19 protein-coding genes are annotated in these 23982 nt (G+C 73.4%); 10 read left to right on the top strand and 9 right to left on the bottom strand.

What is annotated here, in order from left to right:
• Positions 1 to 26 precede the first annotated feature (26 nt).
• A complete protein-coding gene (locus ACIBQ6_RS32415; protein ID WP_358285972.1) occupies positions 27 to 1601 on the top strand; it encodes an FAD-binding oxidoreductase in 1575 nt (524 codons plus the stop codon).
• Here ACIBQ6_RS32415 and ACIBQ6_RS32410 read toward each other — a convergent pair.
• Entirely contained in the window at positions 1580 to 1999 is a 420-nt protein-coding gene (locus ACIBQ6_RS32410) for a hypothetical protein (protein ID WP_397216504.1), read from the bottom strand. The two genes, ACIBQ6_RS32415 and ACIBQ6_RS32410, sit on opposite strands and share 22 nt — an antisense overlap.
• A 129-nt stretch (positions 2000 to 2128) precedes the next feature.
• Here ACIBQ6_RS32410 and ACIBQ6_RS32405 point away from each other — a divergent pair, with 129 nt between their 5' ends.
• Both ACIBQ6_RS32405 and ACIBQ6_RS32400 read left to right on the top strand, forming a co-directional pair.
• A complete protein-coding gene (locus ACIBQ6_RS32405) occupies positions 2129 to 3616 on the top strand; it encodes a metallophosphoesterase family protein (RefSeq protein WP_397216502.1) in 1488 nt (495 codons plus the stop codon).
• A 21-nt stretch (positions 3617 to 3637) separates the two neighbouring features.
• Positions 3638 to 5206 (top strand): bifunctional 3'-5' exonuclease/DNA polymerase, encoded by a 1569-nt coding sequence (locus ACIBQ6_RS32400; protein WP_397216500.1) that lies wholly within the window; start codon positions 3638 to 3640, stop codon positions 5204 to 5206.
• A 4-nt stretch (positions 5207 to 5210) separates the two neighbouring features.
• On the opposite strand, the gene ACIBQ6_RS32395 is transcribed toward ACIBQ6_RS32400, so the two are convergent.
• The 8 genes from ACIBQ6_RS32395 to ACIBQ6_RS32360 all read right to left on the bottom strand — a co-directional run bounded on the left by ACIBQ6_RS32395 (position 5211) and on the right by ACIBQ6_RS32360 (position 15302).
• A complete protein-coding gene (locus ACIBQ6_RS32395) occupies positions 5211 to 6479 on the bottom strand; it encodes an MFS transporter (protein ID WP_397216498.1) in 1269 nt (422 codons plus the stop codon).
• Positions 6480 to 6555: 76 nt separating this feature from the next.
• Positions 6556 to 7371 (bottom strand): MOSC domain-containing protein, encoded by an 816-nt coding sequence (locus ACIBQ6_RS32390; protein WP_397216496.1) that lies wholly within the window; start codon positions 7369 to 7371, stop codon positions 6556 to 6558.
• A gap of 15 nt (positions 7372 to 7386) precedes the next feature.
• Positions 7387 to 8577 (bottom strand): Cmx/CmrA family chloramphenicol efflux MFS transporter, encoded by a 1191-nt coding sequence (locus ACIBQ6_RS32385; RefSeq protein ID WP_358284863.1) that lies wholly within the window; start codon positions 8575 to 8577, stop codon positions 7387 to 7389.
• 71 nt (positions 8578 to 8648) lie between these two features.
• Positions 8649 to 9221, bottom strand: coding sequence for a TetR/AcrR family transcriptional regulator (locus ACIBQ6_RS32380; RefSeq protein WP_397216494.1), 573 nt, complete (start codon positions 9219 to 9221; stop codon positions 8649 to 8651).
• Between the two features lie 44 nt (positions 9222 to 9265).
• Positions 9266 to 11428 carry a protein kinase gene (locus tag ACIBQ6_RS32375; protein WP_397216492.1) on the bottom strand — a complete coding sequence of 721 codons (2163 nt, stop codon included), beginning with the start codon at positions 11426 to 11428 and terminating at the stop codon, positions 9266 to 9268.
• A 202-nt stretch (positions 11429 to 11630) separates the two neighbouring features.
• Entirely contained in the window at positions 11631 to 13001 is a 1371-nt protein-coding gene (locus tag ACIBQ6_RS32370) for a DUF1116 domain-containing protein (RefSeq protein ID WP_397216490.1), read from the bottom strand.
• A 94-nt stretch (positions 13002 to 13095) separates the two neighbouring features.
• A complete protein-coding gene (locus ACIBQ6_RS32365) occupies positions 13096 to 14457 on the bottom strand; it encodes an FdrA family protein (protein ID WP_397216488.1) in 1362 nt (453 codons plus the stop codon).
• Positions 14454 to 15302: a DUF2877 domain-containing protein gene (locus ACIBQ6_RS32360; protein WP_397216486.1), complete on the bottom strand. Its 849-nt coding sequence runs from the start codon at positions 15300 to 15302 to the stop codon at positions 14454 to 14456. The genes ACIBQ6_RS32365 and ACIBQ6_RS32360 overlap by 4 nt, the downstream gene beginning before the upstream one ends.
• A gap of 130 nt (positions 15303 to 15432) precedes the next feature.
• Here ACIBQ6_RS32360 and ACIBQ6_RS32355 point away from each other — a divergent pair, with 130 nt between their 5' ends.
• The 7 genes from ACIBQ6_RS32355 (at position 15433) to cutA (ending at position 23974) form a co-directional block, all read left to right on the top strand.
• Positions 15433 to 17043, top strand: a complete 1611-nt coding sequence (locus tag ACIBQ6_RS32355) for a PucR family transcriptional regulator ligand-binding domain-containing protein (protein ID WP_358284876.1) — start codon at positions 15433 to 15435, stop codon at positions 17041 to 17043.
• A gap of 11 nt (positions 17044 to 17054) precedes the next feature.
• Positions 17055 to 17264, top strand: a complete 210-nt coding sequence (locus ACIBQ6_RS32350; RefSeq protein ID WP_352363868.1) for an RNA-binding S4 domain-containing protein — start codon at positions 17055 to 17057, stop codon at positions 17262 to 17264.
• A 103-nt stretch (positions 17265 to 17367) separates the two neighbouring features.
• Complete coding sequence (locus tag ACIBQ6_RS32345; protein ID WP_358284878.1) at positions 17368 to 18696, top strand: solute carrier family 23 protein; 1329 nt, start codon at positions 17368 to 17370, stop codon at positions 18694 to 18696.
• Between the two features lie 150 nt (positions 18697 to 18846).
• Complete coding sequence (locus ACIBQ6_RS32340; protein ID WP_397216483.1) at positions 18847 to 20271, top strand: uracil-xanthine permease family protein; 1425 nt, start codon at positions 18847 to 18849, stop codon at positions 20269 to 20271.
• On the top strand, positions 20268 to 21140 hold the full coding sequence (locus tag ACIBQ6_RS32335) for an FAD binding domain-containing protein (RefSeq protein WP_397216481.1): 873 nt from the start codon (positions 20268 to 20270) through the stop codon (positions 21138 to 21140). The genes ACIBQ6_RS32340 and ACIBQ6_RS32335 overlap by 4 nt, the downstream gene beginning before the upstream one ends.
• Complete coding sequence (locus ACIBQ6_RS32330) at positions 21130 to 21606, top strand: (2Fe-2S)-binding protein (protein ID WP_397216479.1); 477 nt, start codon at positions 21130 to 21132, stop codon at positions 21604 to 21606. The genes ACIBQ6_RS32335 and ACIBQ6_RS32330 overlap by 11 nt, the downstream gene beginning before the upstream one ends.
• A gap of 16 nt (positions 21607 to 21622) precedes the next feature.
• A complete protein-coding gene (gene cutA / locus ACIBQ6_RS32325; protein ID WP_397216477.1) occupies positions 21623 to 23974 on the top strand; it encodes an aerobic carbon-monoxide dehydrogenase large subunit in 2352 nt (783 codons plus the stop codon).
• The last annotated feature ends 8 nt before the right edge of the window (positions 23975 to 23982 follow it).

Here is a 23982-nt window from a genome sequence, read left to right as displayed (position 1 = left end):
ACAGTGTATGCGTGACCGGTGAACCCATGCTGTGGTGTGGCTGGGGCGACCCCGCCAAGGCCCGCGAGCTGCCCGAACAGATCCGCAAGCTGCTGCACGACCTGCTCGGCGTGCGCGCGCCCGAGACCCCGGCCGCCGCCATCGAGGAGGTCCGGCTGCCGCCGGTCGCGCTGCCCGAGCCGGTGCTGGCCGCGCTCGCGGCCGTCACCGGGCCCGCGCACGTGCTGACCTCCCACGAGGCCAGGCTCCGGCACACGCGCGGCAAGTCCACGCCCGACCTGCTGCGGATGCGCGCGGGAGACGGCTCCGACGCCCCCGACGCGGTCGTGCTGCCCGGCTCGCACGAGGAGGTGGAGGAACTGCTGCGGCTGTGCGCGGCCGAGCGGGTCGCGGTCGTGCCGTTCGGCGGCGGCACCTCCGTCGTCGGCGGGCTCGTGGCCGCGCGGGCCGGCTTCACCGGCGTGATCGCGCTCGACCTGGGCCGGCTCGACCGGCTGCGCTCGGTGGACGCCGAGTCGATGGTGGCCGACTTCGAGCCGGGCGTGCGCGCCCCCGAGGCCGAGCGGCTGCTCGCCGAGCACGGCCTCACGCTGGGGCACTTCCCCCAGTCCTTCGAGTACGCCACCCTCGGCGGCTTCGCCGCGGCCCGCTCCAGCGGCCAGGCCTCGGCCGGGTACGGGCGCTTCGACGACATGGTCGTCGGCCTCACCCTGGCGACGCCGTCCGGGACGCTGGAGCTGGGCCGCGCGCCCAAGTCCGCGGCCGGGCCCGATCTGCGCCAGCTCGTCCTGGGCTCGGAGGGGGCGTTCGGCGTCATCACGTCGCTGCGCCTGCGGGTGCGCAGGCGGCCGGCCGAGCGCCGCTACGAGGGCTGGCGGTTCGAGTCGTTCCGAGCGGGGACGGCCGCTGTGCGGTCACTCGCCCAGGAAGGCCCGCTTCCTACCGTGCTGCGGCTCTCCGACGAGACCGAGACCATGATCGGCCTGGCCCGGCCGGACGCGATCGGCGGCGGCGGCTCCGGCTGCCTGGTGATCCTCGGCGTCGAGGGCGACTGGATCGGCCACCGGCACGCCGCGGCCGCCGCGGTCCTGGCCCGGCACGGCGGCGAGCCGCTGGGGCCCGAGCCCGGCCAGGCGTGGGAGCACGGCCGCTTCTCCGCGCCGTACCTGCGCGACTCGCTGCTCGGCGCGGGCGCCACCGTGGAGACCCTGGAGACGGCCGGGTTCTGGTCGAACCTGCCGCGCCTGTACGACGCCGTCCGGCTGGCCCTGCTCGGCGCGCTCGGCTCGCCGCTGGTCATGTGCCACGTCTCGCACGTGTACGAGACCGGCGCCTCGCTGTACTTCACCGTGGTGACCCCGCAGCAGGGCGACCCGGTCGAGCAGTGGGAGCGGGCCAAGGAGGCGGTGAACGCGGCGATCGTCGAGGCCGGCGGGACGATCTCGCACCACCACGGGGTGGGCCGCGACCACCGGGACGCCTACGGCGCGGAGCTGGGCCCGCTGGGCGTGGGCGTGCTCCAGGCCGTCAAGGACCGGCTGGACCCGGCGGGGATCCTCAACCCGGGGGTGCTGGTCCCTCAGTCGCCGCCGGGGATCTGATCGGCCTCCGCCAGCGTCTCGGCGGCGTCGCTGTAGCGGTGGAGGGCCTCGTACGCCTCGGCCAGCCGGTAGAGGGAGACCGCGAGGTGGCCGCCGTCCAGCCCGCGGCTGAGCGCCACGGCCTCCTGCGCCATGGGCAGCGCCTCGGTGGCGCGGGAGCGGTCGAGCAGCAGCCTGGCCGTGGTGCGCAGGCAGTGGGCCAGCAGGGCGGTGTGCTCGGCGGGGGAACGGGCGGCCAGCGCCCGGCTCTGGGCGACGGCCTCGAGCGCCCGGTCGACGCCCCGGCCGCCCCGGCCGCCCCGGCGGGGGAGGGTGAGGGCGTAGGCGAGTAACGCCTGCACGGCCGCCGCGTCGGGGCTGCCCATCCTGGTCGCGTCGTCCGGGCCGTTCCGGTTCATGGGAGCCCACCTCCGCGTCCCAAGGGCTTGCTTGGGGACGTGAGGTTACACCATGCCGCACCATCTGTGTTTCCGGGAGTACGGAGCGTGGAGTGTGCGCGAATGGTGGATGCCGGTAAAGATGTGGTCATGGTGGAAGTCGCGGCCGAGCGCGGGAAGCAGCATTCGTCACGGGTGTCGGAGGCGGGGGCCGGCTGGTCCTGTGCGCAACCGGGGACGTTCGCCCAGCTCAGACCGGACAAGGGTGGATTCACCTGGCTGAATTTACGCACGCTCTGGTTGTCCAGGAACGAGATCCTGGCGACCTTGTTCGGTGATCCTTCGGGGGAGGTGCGGAAACGGTGGATCGCGGCTCAGGAAGCCCGCGGGATAGATCCGGAATTTCGCATCAAGCCCGGCGTCGGGGGAAATTTCAATTTCCTGATTCTGGGCGACACCGGCGAGGGCGACGCCTCCCAGTACGCCGTCGTCCCCGGGATGCTGAGGCTCGGGCAGGACACCTCGTTCGCGGTCATCGCCAGCGACGTCATCTACCCGACGGGGTCGGGCAACGAGTACGGGAACAAGTTCTTCCGCCCGTACAAGGACTACGAGGCGCCGATCTACGCGATCCCCGGCAACCACGACTGGTACGACGGGCTCGGCGGCTTCATGCGGGTCTTCTGCGACGCCCCGCCGCTCAAGCCGAAGCCGGACCGCGGGCTGCGCGGGCTGCTGTGGCGCAGGCCGGAGACGATCGACGAGGGCAGGCTGGCCGAGGCGCGCGAGCTCCGGGGACGGCCGGCACAGCAGGCCGCGCAGCCGGCGCCGTACTGGGCGATCGAGAGCGACAGCCTGCTGGTCGTGGGTGTGGACACCGGCATCAAGAACGTGATCGACAAGGCCCAGACGGCCTGGCTGCGCCGCGTCTCGCTCGACCCGCGGCCGAAGATCCTGGTGACCGGGAAGCCCATCTACACCGGCAACGTGCACAAGCCGTCACCGCTGGAGGAAGGCGGCACGATCGATGACATCGTGCGCGACCCGGCCCACCGGTACGTCGCGGCCATCGGCGGAGACGTGCACAACTACCAGCGCTATCCGGTCAAGGTGGGCGACCGGGTGATCCAGTACGTCGTGACCGGCGGCGGCGGCGCCTTCATGCACGCCACCCACATCATCGGCAGGGTGGACGTCGCCGGCGTGGCCGAGGACGACTTCAAGTGCTACCCGCTGCGCGGCGACTCGCTGTCCTTCTACAGCCAGCTCTACGCCCGCCGCCTGCGGATGAAGTGGCTCTGCCTCACCCCCGACGAGGCGGTGTGCATCATGTCCAGCCGGATCGGCAACCGTCCGGCCCGGCCGATCGAGGGCGCGGTCACGGTGACCCGGCGGATGCGCTGGGCGGCGCGGCTGCTCGGCGCCTGGCCGTGGCCGTTCAGGCTGCCGGTGGACAAGGTGTTCCACCGCTTCCTGTCGGAGCTGTCCGACTGGGACCAGCCGCCGTTCTTCAAGCAGTTCCTGCACGTGTCGGTCACGCCCGACCGGCTGACCCTGCGCTGTTTCGCCGCCACCGGCTGCCTGGAGCAGGAGCTCCGGCCGCCGTTGGAGGACGAGGTGCACATCGATTTGTCGTAGCCGTTTGGCACCCTTATGTGCGTGTATGTCGTGGTAGCGGGGGAGACGGTGCTCCCCGTCGGAGGAACGGCCCGGCGCGCGGCCGACCCGGCGTCCGCGGTGCGGGAGCTGGAGTCCGGGGGCGGGCCGCGGTGGGTCTGGGCCGACACGCGGGAGACGTACCCTCAGCTGCTGGAGCAGGGCGTGCGGGTCGCGCGCTGCCACGACCTCGCGCTCACCGAGGGGTTGCTGCTCGCCCACGAGGGCCGCTACGGCGAGCCGCGCTCGGCGCGGGCCGCCCACGCCCGGCTGCACGGCCTGCCGGTGCCCGACGACCAGCCCAGCGTGCCCGGCACGTTGTTCGCGCCGGAGCCGCTGGGTGCCGAGGCGGTGGCCGAGGTGCTGGCCGACCAGCTCCGCCGGATCGAGGCGCTGCCCGAGCCCGGCCGCTTCCGGCTGCTGGTCGCCGCCGAGTCCGCGGGCGCGCTGGTCGCGGCCGAGATGTCGCACGAGGGCATGCCCTGGCGCCTGGACGTGCACGACGCGCTGCTCACCGACCTGCTCGGCCCGCGGCCCGTGCACGGCATGCGCCCGGCCAAGCTGCAGGCGCTGGCCGACGAGGTGGCGGCGGCCTTCGGGCGGCCGGTCAACCCCGACTCGGTGCAGCAGCTGGTCAAGGCGTTCAAGGGGGCGGGGGTGGCGCTGAAGACGACCCGGTCGTGGGAGCTGAAGAAGATCGACCATCCCGCCGTCGCGCCGCTGCTGGCCTACAAGGAGCTGGCCCGGCTCTACAGCTTCCACGGCTGGGTGTGGGCCGACCAGTGGGTGCGCGGCGGGCGCTTCCGGCCCGAGTACGTCGTCGGCGGCGTGGTGTCCGGCCGGTGGGCGACCAGTGGCGGCGGCGCGCTGCAGATCCCCAAGGTGATGCGCCGGGTCGTGGTGGCCGACGCGGGATGGACGCTGGTCGTCGCCGACGCGGCCCAGCTGGAGCCGAGGGTGCTGGCCGCGATGGCCGGCGACGGCGGGCTGGCCAGGGCGGCGGGGGAGATCGACCTGTACTCGGCGCTGGCCCAGTCGTTCGGCGGCGAGCGCGGGAACGCCAAGATCGCCATGCTGTCCGCCATGTACGGCGGCACCAGCGGCGACGCCTCCAAGCTGCTGGCCGTCATGCGCCAGCGCTTCCCCAAGGCTTACCAGTTCGTGGAGGACGCGGCCAAGGCCGGGGAGGAGGGGCGGCTGGTGCGGTCGTGGCTCGGGCGGACCAGCCCGCCGCCGTCCGGGCGGTGGAAGGAGCTGGTGTCCGGCCCGGAGGGCGGCCGGGCGGCCCGCGACCGGGGTAGGTTCACCAGGAACTTCGTGGTGCAGGGCACGGCCGCCGAATGGGCGCTGGCGCTGCTGGCGGTGCTGCGCGGGCTGCTGCCCGAGCCCGCCAGGCTGGTGTTCTTCCAGCACGACGAGGTCATGGTGCACTGCCCGCTGGAGCAGGCCGAGCAGGTCACCGCGGCGGTGACGGCGGCGGCCGCGGAGGCGAGCAGGCTGCTGTTCGGCTCGACCCCGGTGCGCTTCCCGATGGAGACGGTGGCCGTGGGGTGCTACGCCGACGCCAAGTGACCGTTCAGGCCGGTCTGTCGCGGTACCGGGCCGAGACCAGCCAGAGCCCGGCCAGCGTGACCATGACGCCGACGACCAGGCCGAGCACGCCGTAGGACAGGACGCCCACGATGGCGCCCGCGATGATCGTCCCGGTGGCGCCGCAGACGTTCATCAGCAGGTCGGACAGGCCCTGCACGGCGGGCCGGCGGTCGATCGGCACCGACTCGGTGACCAGCGCCGATCCGGCGACCAGCCCGCACGACCAGCCGAGCCCGAGCACGACCAGGGCCGTCGTCACCTGCCACACCCGGTGCCCCGCCGTGCCCGCCAGGACGGCCGCGGCCAGCAGCAGCGCCGACCCGAGCACCAGCACCGGCACCTTGCCCGCCCGGTCGGCCAGCCAGCCGACGACCGGCGAGAACATGTACATGCCGGCGATGTGCAGGCTGATCACCAGGCCGATGACGTTCAGGTTCGAGCCGTCGTGGTGGAGCTTCACGGGCGTCATCGACATGATCGAGACCATCGCGGTGTGGGCCACCGCGATCATGACGAGCGCGCGGCGGGCCATGGGGGTCTCGCGCAGCGTGCGCAGGCCCGTCCTGATCGTGCGGTGGCGGCCGGGGCCGGGCTCGGGGGCGCCGTCCAGCGTGCGGGCCAGCTTGAGCGGGTCCGGGCGCAGGCCGCCGATGATGATCACGAGCGCCACGGCGAACGCCAGCGCCGCGAACGCGAACGGCCCCGCCTTGGCCGCCAGCCCGGCCTCGATCCCGATCCGGTCGGCGGGCTCGGCCAGGTTGGGCCCGGCGACCGAGCCGACGGTCGAGGCCCACACCACCAGCGACAGGTGCCGGGCCGAGTGGCCCTGCGGCGACAGGTCGGTGGCCGAGTAGCGGGCCGCCAGGCTGCCCGCGCTGCCGCCGCCGACCAGCACCAGCCCGGCCAGCAGCAGCGGCCAGTTGCCCAGGCTGATCGCGGCCACCGAGAGCGCGCAGCCCGCCAGCGCCGCCAGGTAGGTCAGCGACAGGCCCACCCGGCGGCCCCCCAGGCTCGACAGCCGCGCGGTCGGCAGCGCGAGCAGCGCCGCCCCGAGCACGGTCGCGGTTCCGGCGAACCCGCTGATCACGGTCGAGCCGGACAACTCGTCCACGACCACCGAGCTGAGCGCCAGGCCGACGGCCACCCCGACGCCGCCCACGATCTGCGCGGCGGACAGGACGACCAGGGTTCGACGCTGGACGCTGACGAGGTCAGGCAGGGAGACGGGGGGTTTCGTGGGGGCGCTGGTCACCTGTGAAGTCTCGCATAGCCCCCGACATCCCCCCAAAGAGGACAGGCATCCATTTCTATTGGGAAAGGTGCCTTTTTCAGAGGATGGTGACGGAATCCCCCACGGTGATCGTGCCGGGGGCGTCCGGGATCAGGTTGATGCCGAACCAGACCTTGCCGTCCCACTTGCGGTGGCGGGACAGCGTCCTGATGGGCTCCTTGCCCTTGGTGTACGTCGCGGTGTCGATCGTGGTCAGCACGCAGCGGTCGCAGCCCTTGGTCACCCGGAAGGCGACCGCGCCGATGCGCAGCCGCTTCCACTCGTCCTCGGCGAACGGCCGCTCCGCCCCGTCGATCACCACGCTGGGCCGGAAGCGGTGCATGGGCAGCGGCTCGGGGACCTCCTCGCCGCGTTCGGCCGCCGTCTCGGCGATCCAGTCGTTGAGCCGGCCGAGTGAGGCGGTCGTGGTCAGCAGCAGGGGGTAGCCGTCGGCCAGGCTCACCCGGTCGCCGGGCAGGCCGTACTCGGGGTTGACGGGACGTCGGGCCGGGTCGTCGAGCCAGGCCAGCCGCGCCGGGCGGCCGATCAGGTCCGACAGCCAGCGTGCCGCGTCGTCGCCGCAGTCGGTGAGCTCCACGGGTGTGCGCCAGACGTCCACGGTGGTCATGGTGGAAGTCGGGGTGACCCGCAGCGGGGGCGCGTGCGGGCCGGTCAGGGTGAGGGTGTCGCCGTCGAGCTGGGCCACGCAGGCCAGCAGCCTGGGGTGCTCGCGGGCGGTCAGCATGCCGCCCTGGCCGTCGGTCACCAGGTAACGCCGGTCGCCGGCCAGCCCCCACGGCTGCACTTCGGCCTCATGGACGTCGTGCCCGGCGGTGGACTTGACGGGATAGAAGTGGATGCTCGCCAGTTCCATGGCCAGGACCGTACCTCACGCCCTCGGGACGGCTTCGGCCCGGTGGGCCGCGGCGACCGGCTCCCGGCCCGGACGGGCGGACAGGGCCACCACGCCCAGCGCCGCCGCGCCGAGCACGGCGCCGATCCAGCCGACGGACGGGTATCCGGCGCCCGCCCCGATGGCCAGCCCGCCGAGCCACGGGCCGACGGTGATGCCGACGTTGAAGGCGCAGACGTTCATCGCGGCGGCCATCGTGGGGGCGTCCTTGGCCAGGGTGAAGACGCGGGTGTTCAGCGTCGGGTTGGTGGCGAAGCCGAACCCGCCGAGCAACAGGACCAGCGGCACGGCCAGCACCGCGACCGGCGCGGCCAGAGCCAGCAGGACCGAGGTCACGACCAGCCCGGCGATGCCCGCGTACAGGGTCGGGAACGGGCGCGTGTCGGCGGTGCGCCCGCCGATCGTGATCCCGATCACCGCGCCGACGCCGTACAGCGCCAGGACGGCGGGCACCCAGGCGGCCCGCAGGCCGGTCGTGTCCACGAGCATCGCGCTCAGGTAGCTGAAGGAGACCAGCAGGCCGCCGGTCGCCAGGGCGGTGGTGGCGAAGGCGAGCCACAGGCGCGGGCTCAGCATCGAGCGCAGCTGCTCGGCGACGCCCGGCGCGGCCTCCCGCTCGGGACGGCCGCCGGGGATCGTCGCCAGCACGCCCAGGGCCGCCAGCGCCGACAGCGCGGCCACGGCCCAGAACGCGGCGCGCCAGCCGAGGTGCTGGCCGATGACCGTGCCGAGGGACAGCCCGACGACGGTGGCCACGGTCAGCCCGCCCGCCACGATGCTCATCGCCTTCCCCCTGGCGTTCGGCGGCACCAGGCCGACCGCCGTGGACGCCGCGACCGCCCAGAACCCGGCGTAGACGAAGGCGCCCGCCACGCGGGTGGCGAACAGCAGGCCGTAGCTGGTGGTCAGGGCCCCGGCGACGTGGGTCAGCGCGAAGACCGCCATGAACGTCAGCAGCGCCGTCCGGCGCGGCCAGCGCATCGTCACGACGGCCAGCACCGGCGCCCCCACCAGCATCCCGATCGCGAACGCCGAGATCAGCAGCCCCGCGTCGGGGACGGACACGCCGAGGTCGGCGGCCATCTCCGGCAGCAGTCCGGCCAGCATGAGCTCCGAGGTGCCCTGGGCGAAGATCGCCAGCCCCAGGATGAACACCGCCAGCGGCATGAGAACTCCCTCAATTTTAGAACGCTCAGTACAAAATTCGGCCACGAAAAGTGATGGAGGCGCAGGAAAGGTCAGAAAGCGGTCAGCGCCGTCGTCGCGATGGATGCGAGCACCGCCCGGCCCGCCCCGCCCCGGGCCGCGACGCGCAGGCCGCTGACCGTGGCCACGACGAAGTGCGCGAGGGCCAGGGCGTCCTTGTCCGCGCCGATCTCGCCGAGGGCCTGCCCGCGCTCGATCGCGCCGCGCATCGCCTCCACCCGCCGCTCGCCGTCGCGGCGCAGCAGGACGGCGATCTCCGGGTCGTGCGGAGCCAGCTCCACCAGGGCGTTGACCACCAGGCAGCCGGCCGGGTCGCCGGCCTCGGGGTCGACCGCCTGCCACAGCACGGTCCTGATCTTCTCCGCGGCGGGCCGGTCGGAGGCCATGAGCTCGATCAGCGCGGACGTGCGCTCCTCCTGGTAGCGGCGCAGGGCCCGCTGGTAGAGGTCGCGCTTGTTCGCGAAGGTGTTGTAGATGCTGCTGCGGCCGAGGCCGGTGGCCTCGCACAGGTCCTGGGTCGAGGTGCCTTCGTAGCCCGCGTCCCAGAACGCGCGCATGGCGGCCTCGACGGCGCGGTCCTCCTCGAACGTCCGTGGTCGTGCCATGACGAGCACGCTAGCACGTTTTGGAATGATCAGTGCAATATGGGTCAGGTGGTCTGGCGGAAGGTGTCCAGGAACGTCTTGCGGGCCTCGGCCTGGTCGTCCCACTTCAGCTCGGGCATGTCGAACGAGATCGTGAAGGCGGTCTTGTCGTCGAGCGTGACGTACCGGGTCAGGGCGTGCATCGGGACGCCGTCCTTGGAGGTGTAGGTGTACTCCCAGTCGGCGGCCTTCCAGCCGCGGTAGTCGGTGGCCTGGAGCTGCACCTGGATGTAGCCCTCCACGCCGCCGTCGGCCTCGCGCCGGCTCAGCTCGGCGAGCCCGTCGGCCTGCGGGGCGGCCTGCTCGACGACGATCCGGGTGCCGGAGTCCTTGGGGCCGGTGAAGGTGGCCGCGTCCCCCGAGGCGGCCAGCTTCCAGCCGTCCGGGACCGCCGCCGCGAAGCCGGGCGGGGTGTGCTCCTTGTAGCCGTCGGGCACCGGCGACGGCCCGGTCTTCCGCGGCGCCTGGCTGGTGGCGGCGGCCGACTGCGTGCCGGGCGAGACCTGCGGCGGGCCGCCGGACAGGATGACCACGATCGCGCCGATCACCACGGCCACGCCCGCGACCGCACCGGCGATCAGCAACGGCGTGGGCCGGCCGCCGCGCATCCAGGGGCCGTCGCCCTCCTGGACCCTGCGGCGGCTGGTGCCCGCCCGCGAAGAACCGCCGCGCGAGGGGCCGCTGCGCGCGGGCCCGGTCCGGGTGGCGCCGGTGCGCGAGGAACCGGTCCGGCTGGAACCGGTCCGGGTGGCGCCGGTGCCCGACGGGCCGGAGCGCGACCCGGCGCCGGAGCCGGGCAGGGTCGCCAGGCGGCTGTGGCTGATGTCGTGCGACAGGTCACGCGAGTGCTCGCGCAGTTCGTCGGCCGAGGCCAGCGGCCACGGGGCCGGGACGGCGGCCGCCCTGCTGTCCGTCGTCAGCGGCAGGATCGGCTGCGGCGCGGGCGGGACGGGCGCGCCGAGGTCGTCGAGGTCGTCGAGGTCAGCGGCGGGCGGTTCCATCCGGTGCGGGCCGGACGGGCCGCCGAAGGCGTTGAAGCCGCCGGCCGGGGACGGCAGCCGGTCGGTGCGATGGCTGCCCGACGGGCTCGACAGGCCGTCGTGGGGCGGCATCGCGTACCCGCCCGCCGGTCCGGCCAGCGGGTCGTACGGCACCCGCACCGGCCCCGAAGGGGTCTCCACGATGCGCGAGGGCATCGGCCCGGACGGGTGCTCCAGCGGCGGCAACATCCCCAGCGGCGTCTGGTCCGACTCGGCCGGCAGCGTCTCGGGCGGGCGCGGACGGGCCGAGCCGTGGGCGCGCAGCACCGCTTCCAGCAGGTCGGCGACCTGCTCCGCGGTGAGCCGCTCGGCCGGGTTCTTGCGCAGCAGGCCCTCGATCACCGGCAGCAGCGCCCCGGCCCGCTGCGGCCTGATGGGCTCCTGGGTGAGCACCGCGCCCAGCACCGCGATCGCGTCCGGCCCTTCGTACGGCGGCCGCCCCTCCACGGCCGCGTACAGGGTCGCGCCGAAGGACCACAGGTCGGCCGCCTGCCCGATCGGCTGCCCGGACAGCCGCTCCGGCGGCACGTACGCGGGCGAGCCCATGAGCAGCCCGGTCTGCGTGATCGTCACGTCGCCCTCGATGGCGGCGATGCCGAAGTCGGTCAGCACCACGCGGTCGGAGGTCAGCAGCACGTTGCCCGGCTTGACGTCGCGGTGCAGGATGCCGGCCGCGTGCGCGTGCCGGAGCGCGTCGAGCACGCGGATGCCGATCTCGGCGGCCTGGATCACCGGCAGCGGGCCGCTCTGCCGCACGGCCTGCTCCAGCGACCAGGCGCGGACCAGCTCCATCACGATCCACGGCCGGCCGTCCTCCTCGACGACGTCGTGGACGGTGACGATGCCCGGATGCGTCAGCCGGGCCGCCGACCTGGCCTCGCGCAGCATGCGCCGGTGGGCCATCTGCTTGCCCGCCTGATCCAGCCCGTACGGCAGGATCAGCTCCTTGACCGCGACGTCCCGGTCGAGCAGCACGTCATGGGCGTGCCACACCATGCCCATGCCGCCCCGGCCGACCGGCGACATCAACCGGTAACGCCTGCCGACCAGACGCCCCTGGCTCTGCGGGTCACCCCCCGGCGCACCCTGGTCCGGGCCGGGCCCGCCGAGCAAGCGGTCGGCTGCCATCTTGCCGCCCCCATTCAGCCTCATCCGTCACATCAGAGCGTGACCGCTTCGAGCGGTGGATCGCCGTACGCGCCACCGTGCGCCATGCGCTACTTGCAGATTATGAGGTTCGCCACGATATCGGCGGAAAATCGGTAATGGAAGGCGAAGAGCCTTTACAGCCGCTCTGACCTGCAGATATACGGCTTTTCAAACTGATCACTTACTCAGCGGCGAGTGCGATCAAGGCGCTGGTGAACGCCTGTGCGGGCGGCTCCACCAGCCCCGCGCCGACCTGGCCGGTGCCCGCCACGCGCCCCGCGATGCCGGTGTTGACGACCGGCAGAATGCCCGTCCTGGCGACGAGCGTCACGTCGATGCCGACGGGCGTGCCGCGGAATCCGAGCCCGGGGATCTGGTACGCGGGATGCTCGGCCAGCGTGATCTCGTACATCGAGCGGGTGGCCCGGACCGCGTCGGCCACCTCGCCGCCGACGAAGCGCACGATCGCGGGCGCGGCGGCCATCGCGAAGCCGCCCAGCCCGGAGGTCTCGGTGATCGTGGAGTCGCCGATGTCGGGGTTGGCGTCCTGGGGGCCGTACGCGCCGAGGTAGAGGCCGTCCGGCACCCCGGCCGGGCCGGTGAACCAGCGTCCGCCGAGCCCGGAGACCTGCACGCCGAAGTCGGTGCCGTTCCTGGCCATGGCCACGACCAGCGAGGAGCCGGGGATGTCGCGGGCGGCGTCCGTGCTCACCTTGCCCGCGGCCATGCCCGCGTTGAGGAAGAAGTGGTCGTTGCCGTTGACGAAGCGCAGCACCTGCGCCGCCTGCGCGGGCGCGGCCTCCACCAGGGCCGGGGCCAGCTCGCGCAGCAGCAGCGAGGTGGCCGCGCGGTTGCGGTTGTGCAGCTCGTCGCCCATCTGCAGGGCCTGCGCGATCAGCGAGCGCAGGTCGATCGGGCCGGTACGGGCCAGCGTCGCGGCGAGGACCGGGCCGAGCACCTCCTCCATCCAGCGCAGCCGGTCGAGCACCTCGGGGCCGTACGCGCCGTACCTGAGCACCTTGCCCAGGCCCTCGTTGAGCGAGCAGTAGGCGGTGCCGCCGTGCTCCTCGTCGCGTACCTCCAGCAGCCACATCGACGGGCTCACCACGCCCGCCATCGGGCCCACCGCGGCGTGCTCGTGGCAGGGCCGCAGCGCGACCGCGCCCGCCGCCAGCCCGGCCTCGGCCTCCCGCTCGTCGCCCGCCAGGCCCTCCAGCAACATCGCGCCGATCAGCGCGCCGCGCATCGGGCCCGAGGCGCGGTCCCACTCGATCGGCGGCCCGGCGTGCAGGAACGTCCCCGCGGGCAGCACCTCGGCGGCCCGCCGCAGGCCCACCAGGTACGGCCGCGCGCTCGTCAGCCTGCGCACGGCCAGCTCGTTGGCGGCCGTCCTGCGCGGGTCGGCCAGCACCTTGGCCAGGGCGTCGGCGGTGCCGGGCAGCGGCGGCCGCCAGGCAACCGGCGTCGTCGGCACGGCCTGGGCCGCCAGCGCCTCGTCGAGCAGCCCAGCGCCGACGGTGATCACCCGCGGCGGCCCCGACAACAGGCTCACGACACCCTCCCGGCAAGGCGACGAACGGCGGGCGGGGGCACGGCGGGCGGGGGCACGGCGCGCGTCAGTGCGGGTGGCGGCACGGCGGGCGGGGTCACAGGAGGCTCCGGGCGTGGCGGGCGGCCTCGGCGTTGGAGACGAACACGGCGGCCCCGGCCTCGCGCAGCGCCGCGGCCTGCCGGTGCAGGTCCTGGGGATCGCCCGCGCTGCCGACCAGCGCCACCACGACGGTGGCCGGCGTACGGGCGACCGCCGGCGCGAGCGAGGCCGCCGGGTCGGGGTCGGCGGCGTGGCCGAGCACGACGTCCATGAGCACCACCTCGTCCGCCCGGACCCGCGACAGGGCCTCCAGGCGCAGCGTCGGATCGATCATCGGATGCGCCCTGCCCCTGGTGTAGGCGTCGTCCCCGAAGTCGGTGAACGCGCCGGGCCCGGCCAGGACGGCGGCCTCCGCGCACAGCGTGCCGCCCGCGTACAGCCCCCTGACACTGCGCGGCTCCCCGCGCAGCGCCCCCGGCCACGACGGCCATCCGGGCACGCCGCGGCCCAGCGCCCGCAGCGCCCGCCCGGCCGCCTCGGTGAGGTCGGTCTCCGGCAGCACCGCCTCCACCACCGGCGTGCGCAGCCCGGCCGCCACCTCCAGGACGGCCCCCGCCACGCCGGGACCGGGCGGCTTGCCGACCAGCACGATCAGCTCGGTGGCCGGATCGTCGTCGAGCAGCCGCAGGGCGCGCATCGTGGCCAGCCCGCCGACCTCGGCCGACAGGTCCCTGCCGCCCACGCCGAGGATGTGGCTGATCCCGGCCTCCGCCCAGTCGAGCAGGCAGGACACCTGCTGGGCGCCCGTGCCGGAGGCGGCGACCAGGCCGACCGGCCCCGGCCGCAGCACGTTGGCGAAGCCCAGCCCGACGCCCGCGATCGAGGCGGTGCCGCAGTCGGGCCCCATGACCAGGACGCCGCGCTCCTCGGCCAGCTCCTTGAGCCACCGCTCCTGGGCCGGCGGCACGCCGTCGCTGAAGATCATCACCGGCAGTCCGGCCTCGACGGCGTCGCGGGCCTCGCAGAAGGCGTGCTCGCCGGGCACGGACACCAGGACCAGGTCGGCCGGCGTCCTGGCGGCCGAGTAGGTGGTGAGCGGCGGCTGCTCCCCGGACACCGTGGCGGCCCTGGTGGCGGTGGCGGCGGCGGTGGTGGCGGCCCGCGCGGTCAGCCGGGCGTCCAGCTCCTCGACGGCCCGCGCGGGGTCGGCGCCGCGCAGGGCGATGAGCAGGTCGCCGGGGCCCGCGGGCGGGGGCTCGAAGCCGAGGTCGCGGACGATGGCGAGGTTGAGCTCGGTGGCCATGGCCACCATCGCCACCTCCACGCCCGGCATTTCGGTCAGCGCACGACTTATTCGCATCAAGGTGACGGAGTCGTGGTACGTCCCTTTTCTCAGCTGGATCAGGTCGTCGCTCACGGGCGCCCGCTCAACGCCCGGACCGAGGCGAGCCCGATCGAGATGCCCTGGGCGAGGTCGGCGCCCGAGGTGTGGCCGAGCCGGTGCAGGCGCCGCAGCGCCGGTTCGAGCGCCTGCCTGCCCGCGATGCCGCGCAGCACGCCGGTCACCTCAGGGCTGGCCTCGCCCCTGGCCGCGCAGTGCAGCAACGTCGCCGAGATCGGCGTCGTACGGGTGCGCGCGTCGTAGGTGACGGTCGCCGCCAGCCAGTCGGCCAGCCAGACCGCCCGCCGCGTGCCGGTCGCCGTGCCGAGGTGCCTCAGCGTCACCAGCAGCCCGGCCAGCACGTCGTCGCCGCTCGGCGTGAGCCCGGGACCGAGCCCCACGAGCCGTTCCGCCGCCGTCACCGCGCCCAGCAGCCGGGCCTGCGCGCAACTGCGCGCCAGCAGCTCGACGGCGTCGTTCCCGGCCAGGCCGGGCCGTCCGGGGCCGTCCAGGACGACGTCGGCCAGGCTCAGCGGGTCGACCGGGCCCAGCGCCGGAGCCGGGTCCCACCAGCGGCGCACGCCGAGGCTCAGCGAGCCCAGCTCGATGCCGCGGTCGCCGACGGCGGCGTCGTCACCCACGGTGACCTTCGGCAGTGGCGTGGCCAGCAACACCGAGTTGGGCAGCCGGGCCGCCTCGCCGGTGATGAGGGCGATCACCGAAGGCTCGCAGTCGGTCCTGACCTCCAGGTATATCCCCGCGGAGAACGCCGCGAGCACCCGGGCCGGGCTGCGCGGGGCCTCCAGCACGGGACGCACGGTGGTGCTGGCCGCGCCCGTCACGCGGACCCGGGCACGCCGCGCATGAGTACTGACGGTCACCGAACCTCCCATCGGACCCTGGTCCTGACCGTAGAACGGCCGGAGAACCCTCCGTACGGAGAAATTTGCCAACAGTCAGCGGGAAGGTTGGCTCTTCCTGACAGACCATCTGGGGAGTCACAATCACCACATGGAGCCCCCCGTGCGTCTGGCCAGCACCGGAACGATCATCCACGGCGTCTCGGTCGGGGAGGTGCTCGGCGTCTCGACGCTGGCCGAGGCCAGGCTGATCGCGGGGGAGAGCGGGCTCGGGCGCATCGTGCAGCGGCTCAACGTCATGGAGGTGCCCGACATCCTGGCCTGGGTCAAGCCGCACGAGCTGCTGCTGACCACCGGCTACCCGCTGCGCAACACGCCGCAGTCGCTCGGCCGCCTGGTCGCCGACCTGGACGAACGCGGCCTGGCCGCGCTGGCGATCAAACTCGGCCGGTACGTGGACGAGCTGCCCGCCGAGATGACCGAACAGGCCGACCGGCTCGGCTTCCCGCTCATCCTGCTGCCCAACGACGTCGGCTTCGACGACATCCTCAACCAGGTGCTCACCGACATACTCAACCGCCAGGCCGCCGTGCTGGCCCGCGCCGAGGAGGCGCACCGGGCGCTGGTCCACGTGGTGCTGGCCGGCGGCGGGCTCGACGAGGTCGCCGCCGAGGTGGCCCAGCTCCTCGACGTGGCCGTGGCCGCCGTGGACGGCTCCGGCCAGGTCCTGGCCACCGCCGGGGCGGCCGAGCACGTCGCCGCCCTGCGCGAGTCGATCTCCCGTGAGGGCCCGCCGCCCGCGCGAACCGCCGACACGCCGGGCCGCGGCAGGGCGTTCGCCTCGGCGCCCGTGCTGGCCGGCGGCCACCACCACGGCCGGATCGTCGCCTACAGCGCCACCGGCGCGATCCGGGACAGCGACATCGGCATCCTCGAACGCGCCGCCACCGTCGCCGCGCTGGTCGTTACCCGGCAGGAGGCGGTCAACGCGGTCGAGAGCAAGTACCGGGCCGACTTCCTGCGCGACGTGCTCACCGGCCGGGCCGGCACGCCCGAGCGGGTCGACGCCAGGGCCAGGGCGTTCGGCTGGGACCTGGCGCGGCCGGTGATCGTGCTGGTGGCCGAGCTCGACCCCGACGGCGACGAGCGCAGCGCCCAGGACCGGCTGGTGTCCTGCTGGACGGCGGCCGTGCGGCGGCACGACCCGCGCGGCGCGGTGGCCGGGTTCTCGCACGAGGTCGTCGCCGTCGTGGACGCCTCGCTCGACGCCGCCAGGGTGGCCAAGGACGCCGCCTCGGCGTTCGCCGACGTGCCGCCCGCGACGTTCTCGACCGGCACCTCTCGGCCGAGCCCCGGGGCCGGGACGCTGCCGGAGGCGTACGCGCAGGCGATGAAGGCGGCCCGGGTGGGCCGGCAGCTGCACGGGCCGGGCGCGGTCGCGCACTTCGACCAGCTCGGCGTCTACCGGCTGCTGTCGCTGGTGAACGACACCGGCGAGCTGCACGCGTTCGTCCGCGAGACGCTGGGCCCGCTGGCCTGGGACGAGGACGCCGAGAACGCCGACCTGCGGCGCACGCTGCAGGTGCTCCTGGAGACCAACCTCAACGTCGCCGAGACCGCCCGCCGGCTGCACTTCCACTACAACACGCTGCGCTACCGGATCGGGAAGCTGGAACGCCTGCTCGGCAACTTCACCGACGACCCCCACCTGCGGCTCAACCTGACCCTGGCCCTGCACGTGCTGCGCATGCGCGGCATCTAGGCTTGGGGCTCGTGGATCTGGATTTCGAACTGCGTTCCGAGTACATCCCGCTGTGCGACCTGCTGAAGTACTGCGGGGTCACCGAGACCGGCGGCATGGCCAAACACCTCATCGCCGAGGGCCTGGTCCAGGTCGACGGCGAGGTCGAGCTGCGGAAGACGGCGAAGATCCGTACCGGCCAGGTGGTGAGCGGCGACGGGTTCACGATCCACGTGCAATAACGGCCCACCGTATCCGGATGGTCGTGACACCCCTTATTGTGCTCTCCGACATACTTCGGAAGACGTCGCCGCTGGTCAGGCGGAAGATTGAGGTGGGTTCGCGGTGTTCGGGTGGAAGCTGCACGGCGACGGGAAACATCTGACGCCGGGAGAGGTCGTCAAGCCTGACGAGCGGCTCTCCTGGCCCCGGATGGTCGGCATCGGCGCCCAGCACGTCATCGCCATGTTCGGTGCGACGTTCGTGTTCCCGCTGGTCATGGGGCTCGACGCGAACCTGGCCGTGATGATGTCCGGCGTCGCGACGATCCTGTTCCTGCTCATCGTCAAGGGCAAGATCCCCAGCTACGTCGGGTCGAGCGCGTCCTTCGTGGGGGCCGTGGTGGCGATCAGGGCGGCCGGGGGCGGCGACGCGACCGTCACCGGCGCGCTGCTGGCCGTCGGCGTCGTGCTGGCCGGCTGCGGGCTGGCCATCCACCTGCTCGGCGTGCGGATCATCCACCGCGTCTTCCCGCCGATCGTCACCGGCGGCGTGGTGATGCTGATCGGCTTCGGCATGGCCTACGTCGCGGCCGACGTCTACTGGCCCAAGGACCCGTGGGTGGCGCTGCTCACGATGGCGGCCACGTTCGTGTTCATCGGGGTCTTCAAGGGCTTCCTCGGCCGCATCGGCGTGCTGCTCGGCCTGGTCTTCGGGTTCGTGCTGTCGTGGGTCTGGGACGTGGTGGGCGGCAAGATCCTGGCCCCCGACGCCACCGGCAAGGTGACCGAGCACTTCCGCGTCAACCTCCAGGGCGTCGCCGACGCCGACTGGATCGGCCTGCCGTCGCTGCACGGGCCGGTGTTCGAGGTGTCGGCGATCGTGCTGGTGCTACCGGTCGTGATCGCGCTCATCGCCGAGAACGTCGGCCACGTCAAGGCCGTCGGCGAGATGACCGGCGCGGACGTCGACGGCTACATGGGCCGCGCCATCATGGCCGACGGCGTCGGCACCGTGGTCGCCACCTCGGTCGGCGGCCCGGCCACCACCACGTACGCCGAGAACATCGGCGTCATGGCGGCCACCAAGGTCTACTCCACGGCCGCCTACTACATCGCCGCGGTCATCGCGATCCTGTTCGGCCTGTGCCCCAAGTTCGGCGCGCTCGTGGCCGCGACCCCCGACGGCGTGCTCGGCGGCGTCACGACCATCCTGTACGGCATGATCGGCCTGCTCGGCGCCCGCATCTGGATCGAGAACAAGGTGAACCTGTCCGACCCGGTCAACCTGGTCCCGGTGGGCGCGGGCATCATCATCGCCATCGGGCCGGTCGCCTTCCCGATCACCAGCACGTTCTCCCTCAGCGGCATCGCGCTCGGCACGATCGTGCTGCTCGTCGGCTACCACCTGCTGCGCGCCACGCGCCGCGAACCGGTGCCCGAAACAGGCCGATAACCCCCTCTCTGACCGGCCGGCGACTTCCCCGTACGGAGGTTCGCTCTGGTGACCGCGGGATATTTGGCAGATCATGCCCGTGTAGCCGCATCCCAGCGGTCCTAATGTGCCCGCAAAGGCACGGTCGCCGGCCCGGAAGAGAGGGCGCAGATGGTTTTCGGATGGACCAGACACGGTGACGGCAGGCATCTGGCGCCCGGCGAGGTGGTCAGGCCCGACGAGCGGCTGAGCTGGCCGCGCATGATCGGCTTCGGCGCCCAGCACGTGATCGCGATGTTCGGCGCCACGTTCGTGTTCCCGCTGGTGATGGGGCTCGACCCGAACGTCGCCGTGATGATGTCCGGCGTCGCGACGATCATGTTCCTGCTGATCGTGAAGGGCAAGGTGCCCAGCTACCTGGGCACCAGCGCGTCGTTCGTCGGCGGCGTGTTCGCCATCAGGGCCGCCGTCGGCACCGACCAGAGCGTCGCCGACGCCATCGTGACCGGCTCGATCCTGGTCGCCGGGCTCGTGCTGGCGCTGGCGGGGCTGGCCGTGCACGTGCTCGGGGTGCAGATCATCCACCGGGTCTTCCCGCCCGTCGTCACCGGCGCGGTGGTGATGCTCATCGGGTTCGGGCTGGCGTACGTGGTCGCGGACGTCTACTGGGGGCAGGACCAGTGGGTGGCGCTGATCACGATGCTGGTGACGTTCGTGGTGATCGTGGCGTTCAAGGGGTTCGCCGGGCGCGTCGGAGTGCTCATCGGGCTGGTCGCCGGGTTCGCGCTGTCCTGGGTGCTGGACCGGGTGGCGGGGCCGGTCACCTCCGTGCTGCCCGGCCAGAACCTGCGCGACGCGGCCGGCGCCGCCTGCCCGGCCGAGGGCACGTACTGCGTGGCCACGGCCTTCCCGCACGACCGGGTCAGCTTCGACGCCGTCGCCAAGGCCGACTGGTTCGGGCTGCCGGACTTCCACGCGCCCGACTTCCGGTTCTCCGCCGTGCTGCTCGTGCTGCCCGCGGTGATCGCGCTCATCGCCGAGAACGTCGGCCACGTCAAGGCCGTCGGCGAGATGACCGGCACCGACGTCGACCCCTACATCGGCCGGGCGATCATCGCCGACGGCGCCGCCACCGTCGTCACCAGCGCGGTCGGCGGCTCGCCCACCACCACGTACGCCGAGAACATCGGCGTCATGGCGGCCACCAAGGTCTACTCCACGGCCGCCTACTACATCGCCGGCCTGATCGCGATCCTGTTCGGCCTGTGCCCGAAGTTCGGGGCGCTGGTCGCCGCCACGCCGGGCGGCGTGCTCGGCGGCGTCACCGTCATCCTGTACGGCATGATCGGACTACTCGGCGCCAAGATCTGGATCGAGAACCGGGTGGATTTCGCCGACCCGGTGAACATGGTCCCGATCGGCGCGGGCATCATCCTGGCGATCGGACCGGTGACGCACATGATCGGCGGAGACTTCTCCCTGGAGGGCATCGCGCTCGGCACCGTCGTGGTGGTGGGCGGCTACCACCTGCTGCGCGTCATAGCCGGGCGCCCACCGGGGCCGGCCCGGAGACCGGCCCCGGGCGAGGCCGGGTGAAGCCGCCGCCGTTCACCCACCACGCCCCCCGCGACCTGGAGGCGGCGCTGCGGACGCTCGCCGAGGTGCACGGGAAGGTGCTGGCCGGCGGCCAGAGCCTGATCCCCATGCTCAACATGCGGCTGGCCGCGCCCGAGCACATCGTCGACATCAACCGCCTGACCGCCCTGGACACGGTGGAAGCGGGCGGCGACGGGGTGCGGGTGGGCGCGCTGGCCCGGCACTCGCGGGTGGCCCGGTCCGGCGCGCACCCGCTGCTGACGAAGGCGCTGCGGCTGGTCGCGCACCCCGTGATCCGCAACCGGGGCACGGTCGTCGGGAGTCTGGTGCACGCCGATCCCGCCGCCGAGCTGCCCGCGGTGCTGGCCGTCCTGGGCGGCTCGGTGCGGCTGGCCCGGTGGACCCCCGCGGGCATCGCCGAGCGGGACGTGCCGGCGCGGGAGTTCTTCGTCGGGCCCATGGAGTCCGGCGTCCGGCCGGACGAGCTGGCCGTGTCGGCCTACTTCCCGGCGCTCGGCGGACGCGCCGGGACGGCGTTCGAGGAGGTGTCCCGGCGGCACGGCGACTACGCCCTGGCCGGCGTCTGCGCCGTGGTCACGCTCGACGACGACCTGCGCGTCGCCGCGGCCAGGGTCGCCTGCGTCGGCGTGGGCCCGGTCCCCGTCCTGATGGACGTGACCGGCGCGTGCGGCCACCGGCCGGCCGCGAGCGTCGACTGGCCGGCCGTCGCGCGGACCGTGCGGGACGGGACCGACCCCGAAGGGGACATCCACGCCACCGCCGCCTACCGGCGGCACCTGGTGGGCGTGCTGGCCGAACGGGCCCTGCGCGAGGCGGCACGGGAGGGGACGGCGACCGGTGGACCATGAGATCACGCTGACCGTGAACGGCACGGCGAGGCGGGTCAGCGTCCCCGGACGCCGCCTGCTGTCCGACTGCCTGCGCCACGACCTCGGCCTGACCGGCACGCACGTCGGCTGCGAGCACGGCGTCTGCGGCTGCTGCACGGTGCTGCTCGACGGCGAGCCGGTCCGGTCGTGCCTGACCTTCGCGGTCACCGTGGACGGGCACGAGATCACCACCGTCGAGGGCCTGGCCGGCCCGGACGGGCTCTCACCGGTGCAGCGGGCCTTCGCCGAGTGCCACGGCCTGCAGTGCGGCTTCTGCACCCCCGGCTTCCTGTGCACGGTGACCGCCCTGCTGGCCGAGAACCCGGCGCCCACCCACGAGGAGGTGCTCGAAGGCGTGTCCGGCAACCTGTGCCGGTGCACCGGCTACCAGAACATCGTCAAGGCCGTCCACCGCGCCGCCGAGCTGCTGGCGGAGGAGTCGTGAGCTTGCTGGGGGAGTCATGACGACCAGGATGTTCGGTGAGCCGGTGCAGCGGCGGGAGGACCCGAGGCTGCTCACCGGCCAGGGCCGCTTCCTCGACGACCTGGGCCGCGACGCGCTCGCCGCCGCGTTCGTCCGGTCACCCCACGCCCACGCCCGCGTCGGCGACATCGACGTGTCCGCCGCGCTCGACGTGCCGGGCCTGGTCGCGATCTACACCTGGGAGGACCTGCCCGAGCGGGTGGGCCGGCCGCTGCCGCTGCTGATCCCGCACCCGGCGCTCACCCACGGGCGCACGGCGTACCCGCTGGCCAGGGAGATCGTCCGGCACGTCGGCGAGCCCGTGGTCATGGTCGTGGCCGCCGACCGGTACGCCGCCGAGGACGCCTGCGCGCTCATCGAGGTCGCCTACGAGCCGCTCAAGCCGGTCGTCGGCCTGGCCGAGGCGGTGCAGGGCGCCCAGCTCGTGCACGAGGACGTGCCGGGGAACGTGGGGGCGCACCTCGTCCAGGAGGTGCCGGGGGCCGACGGCAGGGGCGCGCGCGAGGCCGTCGAGAGCGCGCCGCACACGCTGGCCTTCCGGCTCGACATCGAGCGCAGCGCCAGCATGCCGCTGGAGGGCCGCGGCGTGCACGCCCGCTGGGACGGCCGCGACCTGCGCGTCCACTCCAGCACCCAGACCTCCACCAGCGTGCGCATGGCCGTCGCCGCCGCGCTCGGGCTGCCGCTGCCGCAGGTCGAGGTGATCGCCCCGGACGTCGGCGGCGGCTTCGGCGTCAAGATCGTGCACCCGTGGCCCGAGGAGATCCTGGTGCCGTGGGCCGCGATGACGCTCGGCCGTGAGATCAAGTGGACCGAGGACCGCAGGGAGCACTTCATCTCCTCCGCGCACGAACGCGCCCAGATCCACCACGTGCGCGTCGGCTTCGACGACGACGGCCGCGTCCTGGGCCTGGACGTGACGATCCTGCACGACCACGGCGCCTACACGCCGTACGGGATCATCGTGCCCATCGTCACCTCCACGCAGTTGCTGGGGCCGTACAAGCCGGGGGCCTACCGGGTCGAGTTCACCGCGGTCTACACCAACACCGTGCAGGTCACGCCGTACCGGGGGGCCGGCCGGCCGCAGGGCGTGTTCTGCATGGAGCGGACCATGGACAAGATCGCCCGCTACCTGGGCAAGGACCGCACGCAGGTGCGCGCGGCCAACCTCATCCGGCCCGAGGAGTTCCCCTACGACCAGGGGATGACGTTCCAGGACGGCCGCCCGCTCATCTACGACAGCGGGAACTACCCGGAGATGCTCCGCATGATCAAGGAGCTGATCGGCTGGGACTCCTTCGAGCGGCGTCCGGGCCGGGGGATCGGCATCGGCTGCTACGTCGAGGGCACGGGCGTCGGCCCGTACGAGGGCGGGCACGTGCAGATCACCTCCGACGGCCGGGTGCACGTCTCGACCGGCCTGACCTCCCAGGGGCAGGGGCACGAGACCGCCTTCGCCCAGATCGCCGCCGCCGAGCTGGGCGTGCCCATCGAACGCGTCAGCGTGGTCACCGGCGACACCCGCAGGTTCGGATACGCGGTGGGCACCTTCGCCTCCCGCGCCGCCGTCGTCAGCGGCAACGCCATCGCCCTGGCCTGCCGGAAGGTCAAGGAGAAGGCGCTGCGCATCGCGGCCGACGCCCTGGAGGCCGACCCGGCCGACCTGGAGATCGACGACGGCCTGGTGCACGTCGTGGGCGCGCCGACCGCCGCGATCCCGCTCTCGACGGTGGCGGTGCTGGCCAACCCGCTGCGGTACGCCTTCGACGAGGAGACGGCCAGGGCGACCCAGTTCTCCGGCGCGGCCGACCCGGCCCGCCCGCCGGTGGCCGAGGGCGACGAGCCGGGCCTGGAGGGGCGGGAGTTCTACTCGCCGATCCGGTCCACGTTCGCCTCCGGCATGCACGCGGCCATCGTCGAGACCGACCCGGACACCGCCGAGATCAGGGTCGTCAGGTACGCCGTCGTGCACGACTGCGGCCGGCTGATCAACCCGATGATCGTGGAGGGCCAGATCCACGGGGGAGTGGCCCAGGGCATCGGCGGCGCCCTGTACGAGCGCATGGAGTACGACGTCCACGGCCAGCTCGTCAACGCCTCGTTCATGGACTTCCTCATGCCGTACGCCACCGAGATCCCCCCGATCGAGACCGCCCACCTGGAGACGCCCTCGCCGCTCAACCCGCTCGGCATCAAGGGCGCGGGCGAGGCCGGCGTGATCCCGGTGTCGGCGGTCATCGCCTCGGCGATCGAGGACGCCGAGGGCATCGAGATCGACCGCATGCCCATCTCGCCGTCCGACCTGTTCGGGCTGCGTATGCGATGATCGGCGCC

The sequence above is a fragment of the Nonomuraea sp. NPDC049655 genome, assembly GCF_044465465.1.
Taxonomy (GTDB): domain Bacteria; phylum Actinomycetota; class Actinomycetes; order Streptosporangiales; family Streptosporangiaceae; genus Nonomuraea.
Note: the sequence above shows the minus strand (reverse complement) of the source record. Positions and strands in the feature narration are given on the sequence as shown.